This is a genomic window from Streptomyces pratensis (assembly GCF_037137275.1).
GTDB classification, from domain to species: domain Bacteria; phylum Actinomycetota; class Actinomycetes; order Streptomycetales; family Streptomycetaceae; genus Streptomyces; species Streptomyces pratensis_B.
In genome coordinates this window covers 282,643-305,948 of record NZ_JBBBEN010000085.1, presented here as the reverse complement: position 1 = coordinate 305,948, position 23,306 = coordinate 282,643, and the positions used below count along the sequence as shown (strand labels likewise).

The 23,306-nt window shown below is 72.8% G+C and carries 21 protein-coding genes; 12 read left to right on the top strand and 9 right to left on the bottom strand.

Annotated elements, in window-relative coordinates; translation table 11 throughout:
• Positions 1-217 precede the first annotated feature (217 nt).
• The 4 genes from V9U70_RS13020 (at position 218) to V9U70_RS13000 (ending at position 4,983) form a co-directional block, all read left to right on the top strand.
• Positions 218-1,549, top strand: coding sequence for a serine/threonine-protein kinase (locus V9U70_RS13020; protein ID WP_336674924.1), 1,332 nt, complete (start codon positions 218-220; stop codon positions 1,547-1,549).
• Between the two features lie 751 nt (positions 1,550-2,300).
• Entirely contained in the window at positions 2,301-3,656 is a 1,356-nt protein-coding gene (locus V9U70_RS13010) for a geranylgeranyl reductase family protein (RefSeq protein WP_336674922.1), read from the top strand.
• A gap of 672 nt (positions 3,657-4,328) precedes the next feature.
• Entirely contained in the window at positions 4,329-4,577 is a 249-nt protein-coding gene (locus tag V9U70_RS13005; RefSeq protein WP_336674920.1) for a twin-arginine translocase TatA/TatE family subunit, read from the top strand.
• 184 nt (positions 4,578-4,761) lie between these two features.
• Positions 4,762-4,983 carry a hypothetical protein gene (locus V9U70_RS13000; RefSeq protein ID WP_336674918.1) on the top strand — a complete coding sequence of 74 codons (222 nt, stop codon included), beginning with the start codon at positions 4,762-4,764 and terminating at the stop codon, positions 4,981-4,983.
• Between the two features lie 54 nt (positions 4,984-5,037).
• Here the strand turns inward: V9U70_RS13000 and V9U70_RS12995 are convergent, their stop codons facing one another.
• Together V9U70_RS12995 and V9U70_RS12990 are read right to left on the bottom strand one after the other, a co-directional pair.
• Positions 5,038-5,970 (bottom strand): M56 family metallopeptidase, encoded by a 933-nt coding sequence (locus V9U70_RS12995; protein ID WP_336674916.1) that lies wholly within the window; start codon positions 5,968-5,970, stop codon positions 5,038-5,040.
• Between the two features lie 2 nt (positions 5,971-5,972).
• Complete coding sequence (locus V9U70_RS12990; protein WP_336674915.1) at positions 5,973-6,404, bottom strand: BlaI/MecI/CopY family transcriptional regulator; 432 nt, start codon at positions 6,402-6,404, stop codon at positions 5,973-5,975.
• A 234-nt stretch (positions 6,405-6,638) separates the two neighbouring features.
• Here V9U70_RS12990 and V9U70_RS12985 point away from each other — a divergent pair, with 234 nt between their 5' ends.
• Both V9U70_RS12985 and V9U70_RS12980 read left to right on the top strand, forming a co-directional pair.
• Positions 6,639-7,214 (top strand): TerD family protein, encoded by a 576-nt coding sequence (locus V9U70_RS12985; RefSeq protein ID WP_336674913.1) that lies wholly within the window; start codon positions 6,639-6,641, stop codon positions 7,212-7,214.
• A gap of 97 nt (positions 7,215-7,311) precedes the next feature.
• Entirely contained in the window at positions 7,312-7,893 is a 582-nt protein-coding gene (locus V9U70_RS12980; RefSeq protein WP_336674912.1) for a TerD family protein, read from the top strand.
• Between the two features lie 44 nt (positions 7,894-7,937).
• On the opposite strand, the gene V9U70_RS12975 is transcribed toward V9U70_RS12980, so the two are convergent.
• The 3 genes from V9U70_RS12975 to V9U70_RS12965 form a co-directional block, all read right to left on the bottom strand.
• Complete coding sequence (locus V9U70_RS12975) at positions 7,938-8,681, bottom strand: gamma-glutamyl-gamma-aminobutyrate hydrolase family protein (RefSeq protein WP_336674911.1); 744 nt, start codon at positions 8,679-8,681, stop codon at positions 7,938-7,940.
• Positions 8,682-8,793: 112 nt separating this feature from the next.
• Positions 8,794-10,263: an ethanolamine permease gene (eat, locus tag V9U70_RS12970; RefSeq protein ID WP_336674910.1), complete on the bottom strand. Its 1,470-nt coding sequence runs from the start codon at positions 10,261-10,263 to the stop codon at positions 8,794-8,796.
• 255 nt (positions 10,264-10,518) lie between these two features.
• A complete protein-coding gene (locus V9U70_RS12965) occupies positions 10,519-11,346 on the bottom strand; it encodes a FadR/GntR family transcriptional regulator (protein WP_336674908.1) in 828 nt (275 codons plus the stop codon).
• 73 nt (positions 11,347-11,419) lie between these two features.
• On the opposite strand from V9U70_RS12965, the gene V9U70_RS12960 reads away from it, so the two are divergent.
• The 3 genes from V9U70_RS12960 to V9U70_RS12950 all read left to right on the top strand — a co-directional run bounded on the left by V9U70_RS12960 (position 11,420) and on the right by V9U70_RS12950 (position 15,040).
• Positions 11,420-12,784: a glutamine synthetase family protein gene (locus tag V9U70_RS12960; protein WP_336674906.1), complete on the top strand. Its 1,365-nt coding sequence runs from the start codon at positions 11,420-11,422 to the stop codon at positions 12,782-12,784.
• Between the two features lie 73 nt (positions 12,785-12,857).
• A complete protein-coding gene (locus V9U70_RS12955; RefSeq protein ID WP_336674904.1) occupies positions 12,858-14,249 on the top strand; it encodes an aldehyde dehydrogenase family protein in 1,392 nt (463 codons plus the stop codon).
• A gap of 5 nt (positions 14,250-14,254) precedes the next feature.
• Complete coding sequence (locus V9U70_RS12950; protein ID WP_336674902.1) at positions 14,255-15,040, top strand: 3-oxoacyl-ACP reductase; 786 nt, start codon at positions 14,255-14,257, stop codon at positions 15,038-15,040.
• A gap of 83 nt (positions 15,041-15,123) precedes the next feature.
• Here V9U70_RS12950 and V9U70_RS12945 read toward each other — a convergent pair whose 3' ends face one another.
• From V9U70_RS12945 to V9U70_RS12930, 4 genes are all read right to left on the bottom strand, one after another.
• The gene (locus V9U70_RS12945) at positions 15,124-16,911 is read right to left on the bottom strand and encodes a serine/threonine-protein kinase (RefSeq protein WP_473828694.1); all 1,788 of its coding nucleotides are present in this window, start codon (positions 16,909-16,911) and stop codon (positions 15,124-15,126) included.
• A gap of 204 nt (positions 16,912-17,115) precedes the next feature.
• Positions 17,116-18,834, bottom strand: coding sequence for an acyl-CoA dehydrogenase family protein (locus tag V9U70_RS12940; RefSeq protein ID WP_336674899.1), 1,719 nt, complete (start codon positions 18,832-18,834; stop codon positions 17,116-17,118).
• A gap of 88 nt (positions 18,835-18,922) precedes the next feature.
• Entirely contained in the window at positions 18,923-19,489 is a 567-nt protein-coding gene (locus V9U70_RS12935; protein WP_336674897.1) for a PadR family transcriptional regulator, read from the bottom strand.
• A 135-nt stretch (positions 19,490-19,624) separates the two neighbouring features.
• Entirely contained in the window at positions 19,625-19,819 is a 195-nt protein-coding gene (locus tag V9U70_RS12930) for a hypothetical protein (RefSeq protein WP_336674896.1), read from the bottom strand.
• 382 nt (positions 19,820-20,201) lie between these two features.
• Between V9U70_RS12930 and V9U70_RS12925 the strand changes: the two genes are divergently transcribed.
• The 3 genes from V9U70_RS12925 to V9U70_RS12915 all read left to right on the top strand — a co-directional run bounded on the left by V9U70_RS12925 (position 20,202) and on the right by V9U70_RS12915 (position 23,291).
• Positions 20,202-21,089: an SDR family oxidoreductase gene (locus V9U70_RS12925; protein ID WP_336674895.1), complete on the top strand. Its 888-nt coding sequence runs from the start codon at positions 20,202-20,204 to the stop codon at positions 21,087-21,089.
• 61 nt (positions 21,090-21,150) lie between these two features.
• On the top strand, positions 21,151-22,626 hold the full coding sequence (locus V9U70_RS12920; protein WP_336674894.1) for an aminotransferase class I/II-fold pyridoxal phosphate-dependent enzyme: 1,476 nt from the start codon (positions 21,151-21,153) through the stop codon (positions 22,624-22,626).
• A gap of 65 nt (positions 22,627-22,691) precedes the next feature.
• The gene (locus V9U70_RS12915) at positions 22,692-23,291 is read left to right on the top strand and encodes a flavodoxin family protein (RefSeq protein WP_336674893.1); all 600 of its coding nucleotides are present in this window, start codon (positions 22,692-22,694) and stop codon (positions 23,289-23,291) included.
• Positions 23,292-23,306: the final 15 nt, after the last annotated feature.

Below are 23,306 nucleotides of genomic sequence, written 5' to 3'. Positions count from 1 at the left end.
CGGGTGGCCAAGGGCACCCGGCGAAAGGGCAGTCGGGGCGATCGGGGTCCGCCGGACGGATATCCTGATCATGTCCTTCGCCCCACCGCCCCGGACTCCACCGGAGACCGGTCGCGCGAGGTGGGCCGACCATCGGAACGGGCCACCATTCGAGAGAGGTGTACAGGTGCTGGTAGCTGGTCGGTACCGATTGGTCTCCCCCATCGGTCGTGGTGGCATGGGCGAGGTGTGGCGTGCCACGGACGAGGTGCTGGGCCGGGCCGTGGCGGTGAAGCTGCTGCTGGGGGACCAGGCGGACGCCTCGTCGACGGCACGCTTCCGGCTGGAGGCGCAGACCGCGGCCCGGCTGAGCCACCCGCACCTGGTGGCCGTGTTCGACTTCGGGGCCTGGGAGGACCGGTTCTTCCTGGTGATGGAGCTGGTCGAGGGGCAGAGCCTCGGGGACCTGCTGGCCGCCCAGGAGCGGGTCCACCCCGAACAGGTCGCCCATATCGCGGGCCAGGCCGCCGCCGGGCTGGCCGCCGCGCACCGTCAGGGCATCGTCCACCGTGACATCAAGCCGGGCAATCTGATGCTGGACGCGGACGGCTCGGTGAAGATCGGCGACTTCGGTATCGCGCAGTTCGTCGACGACCCCTCGACCGCGCTGACGACGGCCGGCCACATCGTGGGCACCAGCCTGTACCTGGCCCCGGAGCGGGCGCTCGGCCGCACCGCCGACTCCGCGTCCGACATGTACTCCCTGGGCTGCGTCGTCTACCAACTACTGCTGGGCGAGCCGCCGTTCCGGTCCGACACCGCGACCGCGACGCTCTATCAGCATGTGGACACCCCGCCGGTGCCACTGCGGCAGCGCGGTGTGGAGATATCCGCCGCCTTCGACGCGTATCTGCTGGGCCTACTGGCCAAGCAGCCCGAGGAGCGGCCCACCGCCCAGCAGGTCTCCGACTGGTTCCGCACCGACGCCTGGCGCGGCCGTCCGGAGCCTCTCCCGATGCAGACGCCCGCACGCCACCGGCCCTCCGCCCCGGCTCCCGTGCCCTCGCCGTCGCTCCCGGAAGCGCCGCCAGTTCCCGTCGGCCCCACGACGTACCGGCTGCCGCAGCAGCCCACGGGTCGGCGGCGCAGCACCGCGCCCCGCCCCGCTCCGGCCCGCCGGCGCAGCACCCGTGAGGCGATCCGACGACGGCCCAGGGTGGCCAGCCTCATCGCGGGGACGGCCACGTTCCTGGCCGCCGTGTATCTGGGGATGATCCTGTTCTCCCCTGACTCCAGCTCCGCCGGCACCCCCGTACCCGATGCGCCCTCCGCCCCGGCGCAGGACGCCGGCAACGGTGGCGGCGAACCGCAGCAGAGTCAGGGTCCGCAGGGGCAGAACCCGCAGGAGCAGAACCCGCAGGACCAGGGCCCGCAAGAGCAGGGTCAGGACGACGACCGGAGCGGAGAGCGGGGCCAGGAGAAGAAGCAGGAGAAGGGCCGGGACCAGGACCGGGGCGAGCAGGCGGACCACGACCGCGGCGAAGAGCACGACGAGGACCAGGACGACTGACCCCGAGTCCGAGAGTCCCTCGGCCACGCGATGTTCTGGCTGAACGAAGCGAAGCCGCACGGCGAGTTCGCGCTCACCCGCGTCGGGCCGAGGGAGGAGCGGGGCGGCGGGCCCCCGAGACCCGGTTGCCGATCAAGGCGAACGACCGCCTCGCCGTACGCGGGAGGGCCGGCCCGCCCGACCCGTACCACGCCAGGCCGACCCCACGACGACAGCGCGCATGTCAAGCGGGACGATCAACCACCCCCCAGCCGAACAAAGAGGCGGATAGGGCGGTGAGCGGCCCTCGTGAACCGATCGCGCCTCCCCGGCCCGGATGGAGGGGCGCTGGGGCGCCGATGGGGTCGGTCACCCGTACGCCGGGCCGGTACGCGACGGCCGAGCCGCCCGTGCCGACCGCACGGCAGTGAGGTGTGACCGGAGCCTCTGCGGGCGACGGCCGGGCCGCCGGGCAGGACGGTCCGCAGCCGGGCGGACGGCGCCCGGGCCAGCGGCACGTCCCCCGCGCCGGCCCGGCAGCTGCGACGGCCGGGCCGCCGGGCGCCGAGTGAGGAGGGCCGTGCCTGAGCGGGCGAGGACGGCCTCGGCCGGCGCGTCCCGCAGGTCGGCGTCCCGGGCCTGGACGAGGAGGGCCGGTTGCGGGACGCCGACCTGCCGGAGAAGGCCGGGTACCGCCCCGGTCCGTCCTGGTCGATGATGTGGCCGGGGCCGCACCCGGCAGGGGCGACGGCCGTCGAACGAAGGGGTTGTGATGCGGGATCTGACACCGGACCCGGCGACGGCGGACGCACGGGAGGTCTCCCGCGCGGGGGAGGACGCCCAGGTGATCGTGGTGGGGGCGGGGCCGGCCGGGTCTTCGGTCGCCTGCCACCTGGCCCGCGCCGGAGTCGATGTGATCCTGTTGGAGAAGGCCCGCTTCCCACGGGAGAAGGTGTGCGGCGACGGCCTCACCCCCCGGGCGGTGCACCAGCTCATCCGGATGGGCGTCGACGTCTCCGCGCCGGGCTGGATGCGTTCGCGCGGAATGCGCTGGGTGGCCGGGGAGCGCCACGTGCACATCGAGTGGCCCGCGCTGGGCCGGTACCCGGATTTCGGACTCTCGCGCAGTCGGCACGACTTCGACGACATCCTGGCGCGGCATGCCGTGGCGGCCGGGGCCCGGTTGCACAGCGGCTGGAAGGCGGGGCGGCCGCTGACAGACAGGGCGGGACGCATCACGGGAGTCACCGCCACGTCGGACTCGCCGGACGTGCCGGACCCGGTCGAATTCCGCGCGCCGCTCGTCGTCGCCGCCGACGGGGCCTCCGCGCGGCTGGCCCTGTCGATGGGGCTGGAGCGGGACCCCCGGCGGGCGGTCGCGACCGCTGCCCGCCGCTACTACCGCAGCCCGGAGCGCTCCCAGGAGGAGTATCTGGAACTGTGGGCGGACCTGCGCCTTCCGGACGGCGGCCCGTATCTCCCCGGATACGGGTGGATCTTCCCGATGGGCGACGGGCGGGTCAACGTCGGGCTCGGGGCGCTGCCGCACCGGCGGCGCGGCACGGTCGACCTGCGCGCGACCCTGGACCAGTGGCTGGCCCGGACTCCGGCGGAGTGGGGGCTGCGGGAGGAGAACGCGGAAGGCCCGGTCCGCAGCGCCGCCCTCCCCCTCGGCTTCAACCGGCATCCGCTCTACACGCGGGGCCTGCTGCTGGTCGGGGACTCCGGCGGCATGGTCAGCCCCTGGAACGGCGAGGGCATCGCCCAGGCCATGGAAGCCGGCGAGGTCGCCGCCGAGACCGCGGCACTCGCCCTGGCCCATCCGGCCGGACCACGGCGGGAACAGGTGCTGCGCGGCTATCCGGTGGAGATGAACCGGCGCTGGGGCCGCTACTACCGCCTCGGCAACACCGCCGCCGACCTGATCTTCAGCCGCTCGGGCTTCCAGCCGATGCTCAACCGGTACGTCATGGGCTCGCCCCATCTCCTGAACACCTTGGCCCGGCTGCTCACCAACCTGACGGACACGCCGTCGCGCGACGCCGTCGACCATCTGCTCAACACCGTACTCCGTCTCGTCCCGGCCCCGAGAACGGGCGTGCGCCGCAGCGGCGCACGCACACGCTGACGGCCCTCGCGGGCGGCCTTCGGGGCGTTCACCACCGCATCGGACCTGGCAGTGCCCGGCCTCGGTCCCGCCGGGCGGGAAGCGAGCGGCTGTACGCCTCCCGCCCGGCCTCGGCGAAGGAACGGGCGAGCCGGGCCGTGTACGGACTCCGAGCCGGAACGGTCCGCTTCAGCGGATGACACGGGCGCTGCCGGGGCAGGACACGCGTGCCGCGTCCACGGCGGGGCCCCGGCGCGGCGGGCCTCCGCGCTCGCCAAACGACCGCTCCGGGGCCCCGGCCCCCTCCCGTGTCCGCGCGGCCCGCGGCGAACCGGCGGCTCGGGGCCCCGGTGAGCGGGCGGGCCGCGACAGGCCTCGCCGCCGCGCCCGGAGACGGCGCCCCGGCTTCCCGAGCTCCCCCGCGACCTGGATCACCGGACCGCCACAGGGCCCCGTGCCCGGCCTGCCGAGGGACACGAAGACGCCCCACCCGGAAAGCGTCCTGACGGCTGGTCCGTCGTCCCCGACGGCCCCCTCCAGGCGAACCGGTGCGGCCGGAAAGGCGGTTGCCTCGTACAGCTTGCTCATGGAATCCGTGAACGGATGCTCTACAGGCCTGTAGATTGTCTACTGCCGGGCCGTCAGGGGTCCGGACGGCCTCGCGTCCGCTCCGCGCCAGAGAAAGCAGCCGCCGTGTTCGGGATCGGTGAACTCACCCTTCTTCTCCTCGTGATCGTGGCGGTCCTGAGCGTGAAGAGGCTGCCCGAGCTGATGCGGTCGGCCGGCAAGGCGGCACGCATCCTCAAGGGCGAGAAGCGAGCTCTCAAGGACCAGGACGTCCCTCAGGCCGGTGCACCGAGCGGCCGAGCGGCCGAGACGGACGGCCCTGTGCCGTCACCGCGCGTGATCCGCGGCGAGACGGTCGAACGCGAAGAACCGTAGCCCCACCTCGGACTCCGGGCTCCGGACTCGGTGCCCGGCCAGGCCGGCACGCCCCCAGTGACGCGGACCACGCGCGTCGAGAAGAACCATCGGGAGACGGCCGGCCGCCCTGCGCAGTCCCCCGCGGCCCCGTCCGGGGCCGCCCGCCCCAGGGCGGGAAGACACACACTCCCAGGAGGAAAAAGTGGCCCAGATCGACCTGGACAAGATGCTCGACAAGGCATACGCGGACAAGGACCTCAGCACCATCCTCGCGGCTCCGGTCTCGGCGCTCAAGGGCGTCTCGGACCGCGACGGCGAGCTGCTCCAGGAGGCGTTCAACGTCAAGACGGTGGCAGATCTCGCCAACTTGAAGTACGCCCGCTGGGCCCAGGCGCTCGCCGCACTCGACACCGGCCGGGGCTGACCCACCGGAAGCGGCCCGCCGGGAGTCCTCGGCGGGCCCGTCCCGCGGCGGCCGCTACAACGGCGTCGCCGCTTTCAGCACGAGGAACAGCGCGACGGCAGCGTTGAGCGAGGACAGCGCCGAGACGGTCGTCCCGGCCGCTGCGACGAACGCGGCCACCCCGGCCGGGGTGAGCGCGGGCGGCCAGACCCGGTCCGGCGGCACCGGGCCCAGGAGCGCCGCCACCCGCCGCGGCACCGGCCCCGCGGCGGCGAACGCGGCGAAGACCTGACCCCCGGGGGCCGGGCGGGAGACCAGCGCCGCCTTGCCCACGGCGCGCGCGGTCAGCCGGCGGTCGCCCGTGGCCGCGGCCGCCTCCTCGTCGGCCCAGCGCTCCGTGCTGTAGACCAGAGCCGCGATCAGGGGCCTCAGCAGAGGGTTGACGCACGCGGCCAGCCGGGTCGCGAGCAGCAGCCGGTGGTGGCGCCGCACGAGGTGGGCCCGCTCGTGCGCGAACAGCGCCCGCCGCTCCGGCGGGTCCAGGGAGGCGAGCATGCCGGTGGAGACCACCACCCTCCCCGGGGAGCCGGGCAGCGCGTAGGCGTACGGCGCCTCGTCGGGAAGCACGGCGAGGTCGCCGCCCGGCAGCCCGGCGAGCGCCCGGTGGGCCCGTGCCCGGAAGCGGTAGTGGCGGCGGACGGTGCGGCCGCAGGCCGCCGTCACGGCGACGAGCGCGACGATGGAGGCCTTGCCGGCGAAGGCGTCGTGCGGCACGGCGTCGCGGACCGCGTCGTCGGACCAGCCGTCGGGCAGCGGGTTGCCAGGCAGTTGGGCGGTGCCGACGACCACCAGCAACCCGAGGCACACCAGGCTGCACGAGGCGAGGATGACGGCGACGGTGGCCAGCAGACGAGCAGCCCTGCGGGGGTGCAGATGCTGCTCGGCCAGACGGGCGATCGGCAACGCGGTCAGAGGCAGGACCAGGGGAAGGTAGACGAAGACGCCCATCGTCAGTGCTCCGGACGGCCCGAGGGGGCGCGGGGCTCGTCGGGGCCGCTCTCCGCCAGCAGGGACCGCAGCAGCTCCTCGTCGTGGGACGACAGGACGGAGACGAAGCTGGAGAGCACCGCGTCCCGGTCGCTCTGCTTGTCGAGGAGCCGGCGCATGCGCAGCGCCGCGAGACCGGCCTCGTTCGCCACGGGCTGCCACAGGACGGGGCGCTTGGGCCCGGTGCGCGTGACCGCCTGCTTGGCGTGCAGCCTGGTCAGGATGGTGATGACCGTGCTGTAGGAGAGTCCGTTGCCGAGCCGTTCCAGCACCCATGCCGCGGTCACCGGCTCGCTCGCCTCCCCCAGCACCGACAGCACCTGGGCCTCCAGCTCGCCCTGCCCCCGTCTGCGGACTGGCGTTTCCCGTTCGTCACCGGCGCCTTCGGCGTCCACGGCCCGACCCCCTTCTCCGTTCGGCCGCCCGGTTCCGGCCGTTCACCTGCCGGGCATCGGGAAATCGTAACCAGCCCGCGGAGCCACCGGCCACCGGCCGGGACCTCCTCGCCTTCTCCTGGCCCCCAAGATCTACAGTGCTGTAGATTTCTTGTGTCACCGCTGAGTGCCCGCGCCACCCCCCATGGCGTGGCCACCGCTGCGTACGCACCCGCTACCGCAAGGGAGAACATCATGGGCGTCAGCCTGGCCAAGGGCGGAAACGTCTCGCTGAGCAAGGAGGCCCCCGGACTGACCGCGGTCCTCGTCGGGCTCGGCTGGGACGTCCGCACCACCACCGGCGTCGACTACGACCTGGACGCGAGCGCGCTGCTCTGCGACGAGGCGGGCAAGGTGCCGTCGAACGAGCACTTCGTCTTCTACAACAACCTCAAGAGCCCCGACGGGTCGGTCGAGCACACCGGCGACAACCTCACGGGCGAGGGCGAGGGCGACGACGAGATCGTCAAGGTCGACCTGGCCGCGGTCCCCGCGACGGTCGCGAAGATCGTCTTCCCGGTCTCGATCCACGAGGCCCAGAGCCGGGGGCAGAGCTTCGGACAGGTCCGCAACGCCTACATTCGCGTGGTGAACCAGGCGGGCGGTGCGGAGATCGCCCGCTACGACCTCAGTGAGGACGCGTCCACCGAGACGGCCATGGTCTTCGGCGAGCTGTACCGACACGGCGCCGAATGGAAGTTCCGCGCGGTCGGGCAAGGGTATGCCTCCGGCCTGAGCGGCATTGTCGCCGACTTCGGCGTGGGACTCTGAGCCGCTCGCGCCGAAACCGCACGACGCGCCCCTCAGCGCACACACCGAAACAGACGCGCTTCCTCACCGAAGCCACCACGGCACCGAAGGCGGAACCATGACGATCAACCTCACCAAGGGCCAGCAGGTCAGCCTCACCAAGACCGGCGGCGGCGAACTCGGCGTCGTCAGGATGGGCCTGGGCTGGAAGTCCGCCCCCCGCAAGGGGTTCTTGGCCCGGCTGACCGCCCGCGACATCGACCTGGACGCGTCGGCGGTGCTCTTCGCGGGCGCGGAGCCGCTGGACGTGGTCTTCTTCCAGCACCTCACCAGCAACGACGGCTCGGTCCAGCACACCGGTGACAACCGGGTCGGCGGGGCGGGCGAGGGCGGCGACGACGAGTCCATCGTCGTCGATCTGAGCCGCGTCCCCGTCCACGTGGACCAGATCGTCTTCACGGTGAACTCGTTCACCGGCCAGACCTTCGAGGAGGTCGAGGCCGCCTTCTGCCGCCTGGTCGACGAGAGCACCGGCCAGGAGCTGGCCCGCTACACGCTGACCGGCGGCGGCCGGCACACGGCCCAGATCATGGCCAAGGTCCAGCGGGCCGGCGCGGGCTGGCAGATGAAGGCCATCGGCGCGGCGGCGGACGGACGCACCTTCCAGGACCTCATGCCCTCGGTGGCGCAGCACCTGTAGTCACCGGCGGCCCCGCGCCGGCAAGCCCGGGGGCGGCGGTGCGCTCAGCCCGCTCCGCACGCCGCCGTGGCAGGGGCGGGCCGTGCGCCCGAGCGGTCGCGGCGGTGGCGGGCGGCCCGGACCAGAGCGGCCATGACCCGGGGGTCCTCGCCCATCTCGGGGTGCCACTGGACGCCGAGCACCAGGCTCCGGCCGCCCGGGAGTTCCAGCGCCTCCACCGTCCCGTCGGGCGCGTGGGCACAAGCCACCAGGCCGTCGCCCAGCCGGTCGACCGCTTGATGGTGGTAGGCGGGCACCACGATCGTCTCCGGGACCGCCTGTGCGTACGCCGTGCCGGGCACAGGGTCGACCGGGTGGGCGCCGAAGACGCCGGGGCCGCCGGTGTGGCCGTCCAGATGCTGGTGCAGGGTCCCGCCGCGGGAGACGTTCAGCAGCTGCATGCCGCGGCAGATGCCGAGCAGCGGGACCCGCTGGGCGATCGCCGCCGCGATCAGGGCCAGTTCCCAGGCGTCGCGTTCGCGGGCCGGGGGCCCGGTACGAGGATCGGCGGGCGCACCGTAGCGAGCCGGCTCGACGTCCGCGCCGCCCGCGATGACCAGCCCGTGCAGGGCGGCGACCGCCTCTTGGGCCGCGCCCGCCGCGTCGTCGGGGGGCAGCAGCACCGCGAGTCCACCGGCCGCCCGGACCAGGCGGGGGTAGGCGGCCGGCAACAGCACCGCGGGCATCTCCCACACGCCCCAGCGGGCCGGGTCCTGATAGGTGCTGATGCCGATGACGGGCCGGGGCATGGGTCGGACTCCTCGGGTAGGGGTGGGCCGGATGTGCGGGGCCTCCGGCGCGGCGCGGCCCGGTGCGGGCCCGGACCTCCCGACGGCGAGAGCCCGTCGTGCCGGGCGAGGCTCAGTCGCGAGCCAGTTCGGCCTCGGCCGCCGCGAGCGCGGCGAACTCCTCCTCCGGGGCTCCCGCGACCAGTCGGTGGCGGCTGTAGAGCGCGAAGTAGGCCAGCGCCGCCCCGTACACGCCGAGGGCGATGAACGCGGCATCGCGGTCGACCAGGAAGGTCGCCACCAGTGCCGAGCATGCCAGAGCGAAGGCGACCGACGAGGTGAACGCGCCGCCGGGCGTGCGGTAGGGGCGCGGCAGTTCCGGTTCGCGGCGGCGCAGCACGATGTGGGAGAGCGCCATCAGGGCGTAGCTGATCGTGGCTCCGAAGACGGCGACGTTCAGCATCCGGCCGCCGTCGCCGCTCCAGGCGGCGAGAGCGAACCCGATGAGGCCGGGGATCAGGAGGCCGAGGTAGGGGGACTTGCGCCGGTTGGTCAGCGAGAGGAAGCGCGGCAGGTATCCGGCCCGGGAGAGGGCGAACAGCTGGCGCGACCCGGCGAAGATGAGGGAGAAGAAGGACGCCACGAGACCGGCGAGGCCCGCGTAGTTCACGAACCGGCTCAGGGCGGTCGGCTCGCCGCTCCCTTCCAGGGCCACCACCAGCGGGTTCCCGGCCTCCTTGATGGCGTCGGCCCCCTGGGCCCCGGTGGCGGAGACGAAGGTGACGAGTGCGAGGCCCACCAGCACGAAGAGGGAGAGGGAGAGGGCCCTGGGCAGGGAGCGGACCGGGTCCTTGGCCTCCTCCGCGGCCAGCGGCACGCCTTCCACCCCGAGGAAGAACCACATGCCGAAGGGGAAGGCGGCCCAGATGCCGAGGAGGCCGAAGGGCAGCCAGGAGGAGGAGCCGAAGGCCGTGGTGTCCGCCGGGATGTCGTTGAGGCGGTCCGCGTCGAACTCGGTGAACGCGCCGACGGCGAAGACGAGCAGGGCGGCGACCGCGATGGCGGTCACCACGAGACTGAAACGCAGGGCCTCGCCGACGCCCCAGAGGTGGATGCCGATGAAGAGCGCGAAGCAGGCCAGGAGGACGGGCCAGCCGGAGGTGAGGCCGAAGAGGCCGAGCGATTCGACGTAGTCGCCGATGAAGAGCGAGATGGCGGCGGGGGCGAGGATGTACTCGATGAGGATGGCGGTACCGGTCAGGAAGCCGCCCCAGGGGCCGAGCGCCCGCCGGGCGAAGCCGTAACCGCCGCCGGCGGTAGGCAGGATGGCGGAGAGTTCGGCGAGGGCGAAGACCAGGCACGCGTACATGAGACCCATCAGGACCATGGCCGCGGCGAGGCCCCCGAACCCGCCCTCGGACAGGCCGATGTTCCAGCCGGAGAAGTCGCCGGAGACGACGTAGGCGACGCCGAGCCCGGTCAGCAGGAACCATCCGGCGCTGCCCCGGCGCAGGGTTCGTCGGCGCAGATACGCGTCCGTGCCCGGTGCGCCCGGGTTCGCGTCGCCGGGCGGGCCTGCGTGGGGGTCGGTTCCCTGGGCCATGAGGCGCTCCAGACGGGTGTCGCCGGCGTGGTGCCGAGGAGGGAGAGGCGTAGCAGGCCTTCATCACACGTGCGTACGCCGATCAAAGGTTTGTCGACACACCTTTGTGGAAGAGCCCGGGGAAAACAAGGGGCGTGCGCACAGGAGTGGCGACGACGACCCCGGCCGCGCCGGGCGGCCGGGGCTCGACCGCCGCCCGGAAGCCGGCTTCCGGGCAGCTGCCCTTGGCGGGCGGCCCCCGGGCGGCCTCCCTGCTCAGGAGAGGAAGCCGCGCAGCAGTGCGGCCGTACCGCCGCAGTGTTCGCGCATCATCTCGCGGGCCGCGTCCGCGTCGCGGTCGAGCACCGCCTCGACGACGGCGGCGTGCTGGTGCTGGGAGTGCTCCAGGTTGCGCACCAGCAGCGGTATGCAGTCCAGCAGTTCGTTGAGGGTGGCTCTGACTCCGGCGTACTGCGCGGCGAGCGAGCGGGAGCCGGAGAGTTCGGCGAGCGTGAGGTGGAGCAGGGTGTCCTGGCGGCGGTAGTCCTCCAGTCGGGCCCCCCGGGTCGCGCTGAGCGCGGCCCGCAGTCGGCCGCCCCCCTCCCCCGTGAGCCCTTCGGCGCACAGGCCCGCCGCTCCGGCCTCCAGGACCTCGCGGAAGCGCAGCGTGTCCTCCACGTCGACGACGGCGACGCGGCGGGCCAACTCGTCGCTGCCGTCGGGTGCGAAGGCGCGCGGCAGGACGAAGGTGCCGCCGTAGCGGCCGCGTCGGCTCTCGACCATGTGCTGGTCCTGAAGGACCTTGAGCACCTCGCGCAGGGTCACCCTGCTGATGCGCAACTGCTGGGCGAGCTCACGTTCTGCGGGCAGGCGCCCGCCGGGCGGGACCAGCCCGAGGCGCAGGAGCTGGAGGATCTGCTCCAGGGCTTCCTCGAAGCCGTTGCCCGCGCGGACCGGGCGCAGCACGGCGTCCAGCCGGGCCGGCCCGCCGCCCGCCGCCTCCCGCACGCCCGGCGCGCCGAGGGCCTCCAATCCGCCGCCGACTCGCGCGGCTGGTTGCGTTGCCGCCGGACGGGTGTCGTCCGCTCTCCTTCGGGTGGCCATGCGCCGATCCCCTTCCCAAGCAATGGTTCTCCGTCATACCTTATGCCTCCCGGTTCACCCAAGGAGGCATCCCGTGGCAGACCGCACACCCCCGCTCGGCGTCGACGAGCTGCGCTCACGCGTCGCGGAAGGGTCGATCGACACCGTGGTGCTGGCCTTCCCGGACATGCAGGGCCGCCTCCAGGGGAAGCGGTTCGCGGCCGGGTACTTCCTCGACGAGGTGCTGGAGCACGGCACGGAGGGCTGCAACTACCTGCTGGCCGTGGACACCGAGATGCGGACCGTCGAGGGCTATGCGATGTCCTCGTGGGAGAACGGTTACGGCGACTTCCGCATGGTCCCCGATCCGGCCACCCTGCGCGCAGTGCCGTGGCACGAGGGGACGGCGCTGCTGATCGCGGACCTCGCCTGGCACGACGGCGGCCCCGTCGCGGCGGCCCCGCGTCAGATCCTGCGCCGCCAGCTCGACCGGCTCGCCGCCCTCGGCCACCGGGCCCAGGTCGGCACCGAGTTGGAGTTCATCGTCTTCCGGGACAGCTACGAGGAGGCGTGGGACCGGGGCTACCGGGGGCTGACTCCGGCGAACCAGTACAACATCGACTACTCGATCCTCGGCACGGGGCGCATCGAACCGCTGCTGCGCCGAATCCGCAACGAGATGCAGGCGGCCGGGCTGGCCGTGGAGTCCGCCAAGGGCGAGTGCAGCCCCGGCCAGCACGAGATCGTCTTCCGCTACGACGAGGCGCTGACCACCTGCGACCAGCATGCCCTCTACAAGACCGGGGCCAAGGAGATCGCGGCCCAAGAAGGCGTCTCGCTCACCTTCATGGCCAAGTACGACGAGCGCGAGGGCAACTCCTGCCACATCCATCTCTCCCTGACCGACGAGCACGGTGAGAACGTCATGGCGGGCGACGCCCCGGACGGCATGTCCGAGCTGATGCGGCACTTCCTGGCCGGTCAGCTGGCCGCTCTGCGGGACTTCTGCCTCCTCTACGCACCGAACATCAACTCCTACAAGCGCTTCCAGCCCGGTTCGTTCGCCCCCACCGCCGTCGCCTGGGGCGTCGACAACCGCACCTGCGCCGTGCGCGTCGTCGGCCACGGCCGCTCGACGCGCTTCGAGAACCGGCTGCCGGGCGGCGACGTCAACCCCCACCTGGCGGTGGCCGGGCTGGTCGCCGCCGGTCTGTACGGGGTGGAGCACCGGCTGCCGCTGCCGGAGACCTGCACGGGCAACGCCTACACCGGCGACTACGACCAGGTGCCGGCTTCCCTGCGCGAGGCGGCCGAGCTGTGGGAGGCCAGTCCCATCGCCAAGGAGGCGTTCGGCGAGGAGGTCGTCGAGCACTACCTCAACATGGCCCGGGTCGAACTCGCCGCGTACGACGCGGCGGTGACCGACTGGGAGCTGCGGCGCTCCCTCGAACGCCTCTGACCTCCGCCGCTCCCCGCACACCCCCCGCCCCCCTTCCCTCCTCCCGTCCGTCGACCGCGATCGAGGCCCGCCCGTGACACACCCCGAACCGCCCACCCTGGACGTACTCAATCCGGCGACCGCCGAAGTCGTCGCCACCGTCCCGGCGGCCTCCGCGGCCGATGTCGACGCCGCCGTCGTCCGCGCCACGGCCGCCCAGCGCTCCTGGGCTGCCGCCGCGCCCGCCGACCGGGCCAGGCTGTTGCGCCGCTTCGCCGCGGTCGTCGACGAACACGTCGAGGAACTGGCGCGGTTGGAGGTGCGGGAGGCCGGCCACACCATCGGCAACGCCCGCTGGGAGGCCGGCAACGTCCGCGATCTCCTCGACTACAGCGCGGGCGGGGTCGAGCGGCTGGTGGGGCGGCAGATCCCGGTGGCGGGCGGCATCGACTTCACGGTCCTGGAGCCGCTCGGCGTCATCGGCGTCATCGCGCCGTGGAACTTTCCGATGCCGATCGCCGCCTGGGGCCTCGCCCCGGCTCTCGCGGCAGGCAACGCCGTCCTCCTCAAGCCCGCAGAGACGACCCCGCTCACCGCGCTGAGGCTGGCCGAACTCGCCCTGGCGGCAGGCCTGCCCGACGGACTGTTCCAGGTGCTGCCGGGCCGCGGCCCGGTGGCCGGGGGCGCTCTGGTCGAGCACCCCGGCGTAGCGAAGATCGTCTTCACCGGCTCCACCCGGACCGGCAAGCACATCATGTCCCGCTGCGCCGAGCGCGTGAAACGGCTGACGCTGGAGCTCGGCGGCAAGAGCCCCAACGTCGTCTTCGCCGACGCGGACGTCGAGGCCGCGGCGGCGGCGGCCCCCATGTCCTTCCTGGACAACGCCGGCCAGGACTGCTGCGCCCGCACCCGCATCCTCGTCGAGCGGCCCGTGTACGACCTCTTCCTCGACCTCCTCATCCCGGCGGTGGCCGCCGTGGTGGTGGGCGACCCGGCCGACGAGAAGACCCGTATGGGTCCGCTGATCTCGCTCTCCCAGCGGGACCGGGTGGCCCGCTACGTCGACGCGGCCCGGGACGCCGACGGCGTACGGGCGATCCTCGGCGAGGCCCCCGACGGCCCGGGTTTCTGGTATCCGCCGACGGTCCTCACCGGGGTGCTCCCCGACGCGCCGGTGGCCGTGGAGGAGGTCTTCGGGCCGGTGGCCGTCGTCCTGCCGTTCGAGGACGAGGAGGACGCCGTGCGTCTGGCGAACGCCACCGACTACGGGCTGGCGGGTTCCGTCTGGACACGGGACGTGGGCCGCGCGCTGCGCGTCGGACAGCGCCTGCGGGCGGGCAATCTCTCCGTCAACTCTCATTCCAGCGTCCGCTACACGACGCCCTTCGGCGGCTACAAGCAGTCGGGACTCGGCCGTGAACTCGGTCCCGACGCGCTGGCCGCCTTCACCGAGACCAAGAACGTCTTCATCAGCACGGAGGCCTGACCACCATGACCGACACGTCTTCTGTCTGCCGCCGACTGGTCGGCCGTACCGCCGTCGTCACCGGAGCCGGCAGCGGCATCGGGCTGGCCGCCGTGCGGCGCCTGGCCGCCGAGGGCGCGCACGTCGTCTGCGCCGATGTGGACGAGGAGCGGGGGCGGGCGGCCGCAGAGGAGACCGCCGGCCTGTTCGTCCGTACCGACGTCACCGACGCCGATCAGGTGAACGCCCTCTTCGGGGCCGCACACGCCGCCTACGGCTCGGTCGACGTCGCGTTCAACAACGCCGGGATCTCGCCGCCCGAGGACGATTCCATCCTGGAGACCGGCCTGGACGCCTGGCGCCGGGTGCAGGAGGTCAACCTCACCTCCGTCTACCTCTGCTGCAAGGCCGCCATTCCCTACATGCGCGAGCAGGGCAAGGGCTCCATCATCAACACGGCCTCCTTCGTGGCCCGGCTGGGCGCGGCCACCTCGCAGATCTCGTACACGGCGTCCAAGGGCGGCGTCCTGGCGATGTCGCGGGAGCTGGGGGTGCAGTTCGCGCGCGACGGCATCCGGGTCAACGCGCTGTGTCCCGGCCCGGTCAACACCCCTCTGCTGCAGGAGCTGTTCGCGAAGGACCCGGAGCGGGCCGCACGCCGGCTGGTGCACATCCCGGTCGGACGGTTCGCCGAGCCCACCGAGATCGCCGCCGCCGTGGCCTTCCTGGCCAGCGACGACTCCTCGTTCGTGAACGCCACGGACTTCCTGGTCGACGGCGGCATCGCGGGGGCGTACGTCACGCCGGTCTAGCCCTGCCGGCCACCGCGGCAGGGCGGTGCCGGGCGCTCCTCCCCCGGCGGTTCTGGGCCCGGCCCCTCGGAGGCCGGGCCGCATCAGCGCTCCTGTGCCTCCTCGGCGTTGCGCCAGACCGTCAGATCGACCGAGATGTAACGGCTGGGGTCACTCTCCTCAGACCTGCCTCGGTAGGTCACCACGGCGATGTGCCCGGCCTTGCTGAGCACGCAGACCTGGGACCCGGACGTGAGCTGGTCGAGGCCGATCTTCTCGGTGTAGCGGGTCTCGTCGCGGCAGACCTCCAGTGAGCCCTTCTGCGAGTTCTTCAGCACGACGAGCTTTCCGTTGGCGGAACCCACCTTCTCGTCGCCGAAGAGGCTGTCCCGGTAGTAGTAGAAGTCCGCCTTGCCGTACATCACGCCGCTGCCCTCCCCGTCGACCGGCCGCGGCGGATGGTCGGCGAGCATCAGCGCGTAGTTCGCCGTCAGGTCGATGCCGTCGTACGAGACGGGCTCGGGGTCGGCCGGCTTCTCCGCCGCTCGGTCCGCGGAACCGCTGCCGCCCGGACCACCGTCGGAGGGCGAGGCGGCGCGGCCCTCCTTGCCGGGCCCCTCCGGGCCTTCCGGCAGGAGCGCGCCGACGACGGCGAGGACGATGACCGCGCCGACGACCCAGGCGGTGACGACCAGCCCCGCCCGCTTGGGGCGCGGTGCGGGAGGCAGGTGGCCGGCGTGGGGGTAGGGCGGCGGGGTCGCGTGACCCTGAGGGGGCGCGGCCGTAGGCCAGGGGCCGGACGGCGCTCCGGGCGGCCCGGGCGCCGCCGGTCCCGTCTGGGTCGGCGCGGCGGCCACCGCGAAACCGGTCGGGGTGTACGGGTGCGGCGCGCCCGGCGGCGGGGGGTGCGGGGAGAAGACCGTCGGGGTCGGAGCGACCGTGGGCTGCGGCGGCGGGGCCACCGCCGGTGCGGGCAGCCGCAGGCGCTCGGTGATCGATCCGGCGACCGCCCGCGGAAGCCAGTCCTCGCCCTGGCGCAGCGGTTCGGGCGAGAGCTCGTGGCACAGCCGGATGATCTCCGCCAGTGCCGGGCGGTCGGCCGGGTCGCGGCTGAGGCAACGGGCTGCCAGAGGGAGCAGCTCCTTCGGCAGCCTGCTCAGGTCGGGGTCCTCGTGCACGATCCGGTAGAGCACCGCGTGTGAGGGGCCTTCGCCGTACGCGGGTACGCCGATCGCGGCGAAGGCCATGATCTGGCCGAGGGCGAAGATGTCGGTGGCCGGGGTGACCGTGCCGGCCGCCGCCTGCTCGGGAGACATGAACGCCGGGGTCCCCACGCTCACACCGGTCCCGGTGAGGGCGGTGGTGTCGGCCGCGCGGGCGATGCCGAAGTCGATGACGCGCGGGCCGTCGGCGGCGAGGAGGACGTTGGCGGGCTTCAGGTCGCGGTGGACGATGCCGGCGCCGTGGATGACGCCGAGTGCCTCGGCCACCCCGACCGTCAGCAACAGCACGCTGCGCAGCGGCAGTCCGCCGTGCCGGGACACGGCGTGGGCGAGCGAGGGGCCCGGCACGTAGGCGGTGGCCAGCCACGGCTGCGGGCCCTCGGTGTCCGAGTCGATGACGGGCGCGGTGTACAGGCCCTGGACCCGCTGGGCGGACCGAACCTCCTGCTGGAACCGGCGACGGAACTCCGGGTCCTCGCTGAACTCGGGGCGGATCACCTTGAGGGCGAGAGGCCTGCCGCCGGGCGTGTAGGAGAGGTACACCTTGCCCATGCCGCCCGCGCCCAGCACGGCGGCGAGCCGGTAACCGCCCACCACCGCCGGGTCCTCGGCCTTCAATGGCTGGAACGGGCCCGCCGAAGGTGCGCTGCTCACGAAATCATCCCCCATGTCTACGGCGATCCAGGGCGTCTCGCCCCCGGAGTCAGACGAGAGCGTACCGAACCGGCGGCCTGCCCCCGCCACCCGTAACCCCTCCCCCTGCCTGCGGAAACGTACGCGGGTACGCAATGCGGGCCATACCCGTCACGCCCCTGGGGGGCCGGGCGCTCGGGGCCGGGCGGGCGGCGCGCCGGCCCCCGCGCCGCGGGAGGGTTACGGTGCCATCTCGTACGTCCCCGCCAGGGCCTCGACCCGCTCCCAGACCCGTGCCGACCGGGCCGCGTCGGCGACGGGACGGCGTACCGCGCCCAGCGCCCAGCTCTGCTGGTCCTCGGTGGCCGAGTCCTTGCCGTGCAGTTCGACGGCGTGCGCGGAGAAGTCGCGTACGAGGACGGCGAACAGTTCGTCGAGGAGGTCCTGGTCCAGGCCGGACAACCGGGCCTGCTCCAGGATCAGCTGGGCGTGGACGACCAGGGCGAACAGCTGTCCCACGGCGAGGAGGAGGTCGAGGTCCCGGCTCTGCTCCTCGCCCGGGGCAGCGGTCTCCACGAACGTGCACAGGGCGTTCGCCTGCTCCCGGAAGCGGGCGACGTTCGGCACGTCGGCGTACGCGTCGAAGGCGGGGCGCCAGTCGTGGAAGCGGATGGAGCCGAGGCCGCGGGCCGGGCCCTGCTGGAACAGGAAGGCGTCGTCGGCCGCGTCGAGCCGGGTCGGGACCTCCGGGCGGTCGACCGGGTTCAGCAGATGGTTGCGCAGGAACTTCAGGATCAGCGCGAGGTTGACGTGGACCGTGCCCTCCAGCTTGGGGAGGCTCCGGATCTCGACGGCCGCCTGGGCGAAGTAGGTGTCCTTCTCGAACCCCTTGGCGGCGATGACGTCCCACATGAGGTCGATGACCTTCTCGCCCTCCGTGGTCACCTTCATCTTCGTCATCGGATTGAAGAGCAGGTAGCGGCGGTCGTCGGGGCCGGCGGAGCGGAAGTAGTCGACGGCGCGGTCGCTGAAGAGCTTCATCCCGACGAGGCGGACGTAGGCGTCGGTCAGCTCGCGGCGCACGTGGGGGAAGGCGGTGACGGGCCGGCCGTAGAGGATGCGGTTGCTCGCGTGGGTGACGGCCTCGTACATCGCGTGCTCGCAGATGCCGATCGAGGCGGTGCAGAGGTTGAACTTGCCGACGTTGACGGTGTTGAGCGCGGCGTCGAAGGCGGCACGGCCCGTGTGCAGGATGTCGCCAGGGGCCACCGGGTAGTCGGCCAGCCGGAACTCGCTCACGTACTTGGACGAGTCGACGACGTTCTTCACGAGGTGGTAAGCGGGGTGCCGGCTGTCGGCCGCGAAGAACACGTAGCCGTCGGGGCCTTCGACGTCGGTGCGCCGGCCGAAGACGGAGACGAGACCGGCGGCGTTGCCGTTGCCGATGTAGTACTTGGACCCGGAGGCCGTGAAGCCGCCGTCGCCGTCGGGCTCCAGCAGCATGTCGGTGGAGTAGATGTCGGCGCCGTGGCTCTTCTCCGACAGGCCGAAGGCGAACACCTCGCCCTGGGAGAGGAGCTCGGCGGCCCGGCTGCGAGCGGCGGCGTTGTCGCTCTGCCACACCGGGCCCAGGCCGAGGATGGTCACCTGCCAGGCGTACCAGTAGTCGAGCCCGTAGAAGCCGAAGACCTCGTTGAGGGCGGCGATCCGGGCGGTGTCCCAGCGGCGGCCCTCCTCCCCGGCAGCGGAGGCCGGGGTGAGGAAGGCGGCGAAGAGGCCTGTCTCGGCGGAGAAGGCGAGGAAGTCCCCCAGCCAGGCGCGGGAGCGGTAGTCCTCGATCAGCCGGCGCTTGCCCCGCTCCTCGAACCAGTCCACGGTGGCCCGGAGCAGCCTGCGTGTCTCCGGGTCGAAGTGCTTCGGGTCGTAGGTGCGCGGGTTGAAGAGCAGGGACTCGGCCATGAGGGGCGCCTTCCGGGAGAGAGCGGGCTGGGTGAGGGTCGGGCATGCGGTCAGGTGGTCGCGGAGGGGGGCGGCGCGGGGCCGGCGTTCAGTGGGCCGGACCTGTGGCCGCGAGCCGTTCGAGGGTGGCCAGTACGTCGTCGAGCCAGGCGATCGTCATGCGTTCGAAGGCGATGCCGCCGCGCAGGACGACGTGTTGGAGTTCCTGGCCGGCGTCCGGCGGCGCGGGGGCCTCGGGTCCGGTGAAGTCGCGCAGCTCCCCGGCGAGGTAGTGCTCAAGCCGGTCCCGGTGCGCCTGGCGGTGCCGCTCGACCTCGCGGACCAGGGCGGCCGGGTCGTCGAAGGCCGCGCCCCGGATTTTGACGGCGAGGTCGTGCCGGAGGCTCTCGGGTTCGATCGGCTTGTGCAGCCAGTCGGCGAGAGCGGTGCGGCCGGAGCCGGTGACGGAGTACTCCTTCTTGTCCGGCCGGCCCTCCTGCGGCACTGCGCGGACGGCGAGCAGGCCGTCGCTCTCCATGCGTCCCAGCACGCGGTAGATCTGCTGGTGGGTGGCGGTCCAGAAGTAGCCGATGGACCGCTCGAACCGCCGGGCCAGCTCATAGCCGGAGCCCGGCTTCTCCAGCAGGGAGACGAGGATCGCGTGGTCGAGGGCCATATCGCGATCCTTCTATGCAACTCGTTGCATAGACAAGCCCCGGAGCCCGGGTGAGACACGGCTCACCCGGGCTTCGGGGCTGATCGCGGCGGGACCGTGGCCGGCTGGGCGGCTACGGCGCTCCCGACCGGGGCGTCACGGGTGGTCGGGCTGCTGCTCCGGCGGCGTCCCGCCGCCCGGGCCGCCGCCCTTCCCGCCCTTGTCCGTTCCATGGGCGCGGCCGCTGCCCCGGGGCGTTCCGGGCTGCCGGGCCTTCAGTTCGGCACTGTCCTGAGGGGTGCCGGAACCCTTGTCGCTGCGCCTCTGCTCGGGCTGCTGCGGGTTCGCCATGGCGATCGCTCCTTGCCGCATGCGTAGGGATCAGATGGTCGCACCCTCCGGGTGCCCTGCCCCCTGCGGCCGAAACGCCCCTCTCGCCCGCAGGGCGGCAGGACGGCACACGTTTACTCGGGCACGCCGGGGTACCCAGAAGGACGGGGGCGGCCCGAGGAGCCCGCTCTGTCGCAACGCGGCGAACAGGTGGGACGCGAGCCGCCCCGGCGAGCCGCCGCGAGCGGAAAGAGGCCGACGCGCCCTCCGCCCCGGACGACAGGACACGCTGCCCGCGTCGCCGCCTCGCGTCGGCCGCCGCGCCCCCGCCGACGTGCCGCCCCATACGCCCGCACCGGGGCCCGTACCGGGGCCCGTACCGCAGAAAGAGGAAGGCAGGACCATGACGAAGGACGAACGTCCGCAGGACCCGAACCGGCTTCACCCGCGCCCGGACTTTCCCCAGCAGGACCAGAAGCACCCGGGCTGGTCCGGCCCGATGGACCCGCCGCCCGACCACGGTGAGGACTCCTACCGGGGCAGCGGCCTCCTCACGGACCGGAAGGCCGTGATCACGGGAGGCGACTCCGGCATCGGCCGTGCGGTGGCCCTGGCCTTCGCGCGCGAGGGCGCGGACGTGATGCTGACCCACCTCCCGGAGGAGGACGGAGAGGCCCGGGAGACCGTGCGCCTGGTGGAGGAGGCGGGCCGCAAGGCGGTGCCTGTCGTGTGCGACATCCGGGACGAGAAGCAGTGCCGCTCACTCGTCGAGCAGGCTGTCTCCGAGTTCGGGCGCATCGACGTCCTGGTGAACAACGCGGCCTACCAGATGGCGCAGCCCGACGGGATCTCCGCCATCTCGACCGAACAGTTCGACCGTGTGGTGCGCACCAACCTGTACGGCATGTTCTGGCTGTGCAAGACGGCTCTGCCGCACATCCCGGCGGGCGGCTCGATCATCAACACCACGTCGGTGCAGGCCTACAAGCCCAGCCCGCACCTGCTCGACTACGCGATGACGAAGGGGGCGATCGTCACCTTCACCCAGGGCCTCGCCCAGATGCTGGCGCCCGACGGCATCCGGGTGAACGCGGTGGCGCCGGGCCCCGTGTGGACGCCCCTCATCCCGGCGACGCTGCCGGACACCGTCGAGTTCGGGAAGCAGAGCCCGCTGGGCCGGCCCGCACAACCCGCCGAGATGGCGCCGCCCTACGTCTTCCTCGCCTCTCCGAACGCGTCCTTCATCACCGGCGAGATCATGAACGCCACGGGCGGAACACCTCTCCCCTGACCCCCATCGGCGGGACCGCACACCCTGGTTGGCGGAGCGCCACAGCGGGAAGGCGTCACGAATGGAAATAAACCACCATGAAGCACCTGTCCTCGACGCTCTCGCCGCGTACAAGGAGCAAGGCGAGCTGGGCTTCTCCCCGCCCGGTCACAAGCAGGCCCGAGGAGCGGCGCCGGCCGTACGCGCCGCCCTCGGGGACGCCGTCTTCCTCGGCGACGTCCTGGCCACGGGGGGGCTGGACGACCGGCGGGAGAGGTCGAACGTCCTGCAACGCGCCGAGCGGCTGATGGCCGACGCGGTACACGCCGAGCACACGTTCTTCTCCACCTGCGGCAGCTCGCTCTCGGTGAAGGCGGCCATGTTGAGCGTCACCGCCCCCGGCCGGAAACTGGTGGTCGGACGCGACGCCCACAAATCCGTCGTCTCCGGTCTGATCCTGTCCGGGGTGGAGCCCGTCTGGGTGGCTCCGCGGTGGGACACCGAGCGACGGCTCGCCCACCCTCCGTCGGCGGAGTCCTTCGAGAAGGCCTTCGCCGAGCACCCGGAGGCCGACGGAGCCCTGGTCACCAGTCCCACTCCGTACGGCGCGGCGGCCGACCTGCGGTCCATCGCCGACGTCTGCCACCGGCGCTCGAAGCCGCTCATCGTGGACGAGGCATGGGGCGCCCATCTGCCCTTCCACCCGGACCTGCCGTCCTGGGCCATGGACGCGGGGGCCGACGTCTGCGTCACCAGCATCCACAAGATGGGCAGCGGCCTGGAGCAGGGCTCGGTCTTCCACCTCCAGGGCGACCTGGTGGATCACGACACTCTGGCCTCACGCGCCGACCTCCTCGGCACCACGAGCCCCTCGGTGCTGATCTACGCGGGAATCGACGGCTGGCGCCGGCAGATGGTGCTGGAGGGACACGCCCTGCTCTCCCGGGCGCTGGAGCTGGCCGCGAGGGTCCGTCAGCGCATCGAGGAGATCGAGGGATTGCACGTCAACGGGCAGGACGACTTCTGCGGGCCCGACGCGGCCGCGGAGTTCGATCCGCTGCCCGTGATCATCGACGTCGAGGGGCTGGGCACCACGGGCTACCGGGCGGCCGACTGGCTGCGCCGGCGCCACCACATCGACATGCACATCGTCGACCACCGCCGCATCAGCGCCCAGATCACCCACGCCGACGACGAGGACACCGCCGATCGCCTGCTCGCGGGTCTGCGCGACCTGTCCCGGGAGGCCCACACCCTGCGGCCGGCGCCGGAGGTGTACGTGCCCTCCCCCGGCGAACTCGCCCCCGACCAGGCTCTCCTGCCGCGCGACGCCTACTTCGCCGATGTCGAGGACGTGCCGGCAGCGCAGGCGGTCGGCCGGACGGCCGCCGAAATGATGACTCCGTATCCTCCCGGCATCCCGGCCGTACTGCCCGGCGAACGGATCACGGAGCCCCTGCTGCGGTACCTGCGGTCGGGTGTCGAGGCCGGCATGAACGTGCCCGACCCGGCCGATCCCACCCTGGCGACGGTGCGGGTCTGCGTCGAGGAAACCTGACCTGCCGACCGCGGCCCGCCTCGCCCCCGTTTCCCCACCCCCGTCTCTGAAGGAGAACACCCGCCATGCGCGCCCTTGCCCTCGTCTGCTCGCTCAACGCCTCGCCCGCCGACTCCAGCAGTCACCACCTCGCCGAACAGGTCATGGCCGAGTTCGCACGCCACGACGTGCGGGGAGAGATCGTCCGGGTCGCCGACCACGACGTCCGGCCGGGCGTCGCGGTGGACCTGGGAGACGGCGACGCATGGCCCGCCCTCCGCGAGAAGGTGCTGGCGGCCGACATCCTCCTCATCGCCACGCCCATCTGGCTCGGCCACCCCTCCAGCGTCTGCCAGCGGGTCCTGGAGCGTCTCAACGCCGAGTCCTCCGAGACCGACGACGAGGGGCGTCCCCTCGTCTCCGGCAAGGTCGCGACCGTGGCCGTCGTGGGCAACGAGGACGGGGCGCACAAGGTGAGCTCGGACGTGTTCCAGGGGCTGAACGACATCGGCTTCTCCCTGGCCGGGGGCGCGGTCACCTACTGGGTCGGGGAAGCGATGCACGGTACCGACTACCTGGACCTGGACGCCACGCCCGACGCCGTCGCCTCCACGACCCGGGCGCTCGCCGCCAACGCCGTCCATCTGGCGCGCCTGCTCGGCGAGCACCCCTACCCCGCGTCCTGACGGCCCCGCCGCTCC

Coding starts and splice junctions, on each gene's coding strand:
- V9U70_RS13010 (WP_336674922.1), top strand. CDS start 2,301: ATGCGGGATCTGACACCGGACCCGGCGACGGCGGACGCACGGGAGGTC.
- V9U70_RS12980 (WP_336674912.1), top strand. CDS start 7,312: ATGACGATCAACCTCACCAAGGGCCAGCAGGTCAGCCTCACCAAGACC.
- V9U70_RS12975 (WP_336674911.1), bottom strand. CDS start 8,681: ATGCCCCGGCCCGTCATCGGCATCAGCACCTATCAGGACCCGGCCCGC.
- V9U70_RS12945 (WP_473828694.1), bottom strand. CDS start 16,911: ATGGGGGATGATTTCGTGAGCAGCGCACCTTCGGCGGGCCCGTTCCAG.
- V9U70_RS12915 (WP_336674893.1), top strand. CDS start 22,692: ATGCGCGCCCTTGCCCTCGTCTGCTCGCTCAACGCCTCGCCCGCCGAC.
- V9U70_RS12965 (WP_336674908.1), bottom strand. CDS start 11,346: ATGGCCACCCGAAGGAGAGCGGACGACACCCGTCCGGCGGCAACGCAA.
- V9U70_RS12930 (WP_336674896.1), bottom strand. CDS start 19,819: ATGGCGAACCCGCAGCAGCCCGAGCAGAGGCGCAGCGACAAGGGTTCC.
- V9U70_RS13020 (WP_336674924.1), top strand. CDS start 218: ATGGGCGAGGTGTGGCGTGCCACGGACGAGGTGCTGGGCCGGGCCGTG.
- V9U70_RS12985 (WP_336674913.1), top strand. CDS start 6,639: ATGGGCGTCAGCCTGGCCAAGGGCGGAAACGTCTCGCTGAGCAAGGAG.
- V9U70_RS12920 (WP_336674894.1), top strand. CDS start 21,151: ATGGAAATAAACCACCATGAAGCACCTGTCCTCGACGCTCTCGCCGCG.
- V9U70_RS12935 (WP_336674897.1), bottom strand. CDS start 19,489: ATGGCCCTCGACCACGCGATCCTCGTCTCCCTGCTGGAGAAGCCGGGC.
- V9U70_RS12995 (WP_336674916.1), bottom strand. CDS start 5,970: ATGGGCGTCTTCGTCTACCTTCCCCTGGTCCTGCCTCTGACCGCGTTG.
- V9U70_RS12950 (WP_336674902.1), top strand. CDS start 14,255: ATGACCGACACGTCTTCTGTCTGCCGCCGACTGGTCGGCCGTACCGCC.
- V9U70_RS12940 (WP_336674899.1), bottom strand. CDS start 18,834: ATGGCCGAGTCCCTGCTCTTCAACCCGCGCACCTACGACCCGAAGCAC.
- V9U70_RS12925 (WP_336674895.1), top strand. CDS start 20,202: ATGACGAAGGACGAACGTCCGCAGGACCCGAACCGGCTTCACCCGCGC.
- eat (WP_336674910.1), bottom strand. CDS start 10,263: ATGGCCCAGGGAACCGACCCCCACGCAGGCCCGCCCGGCGACGCGAAC.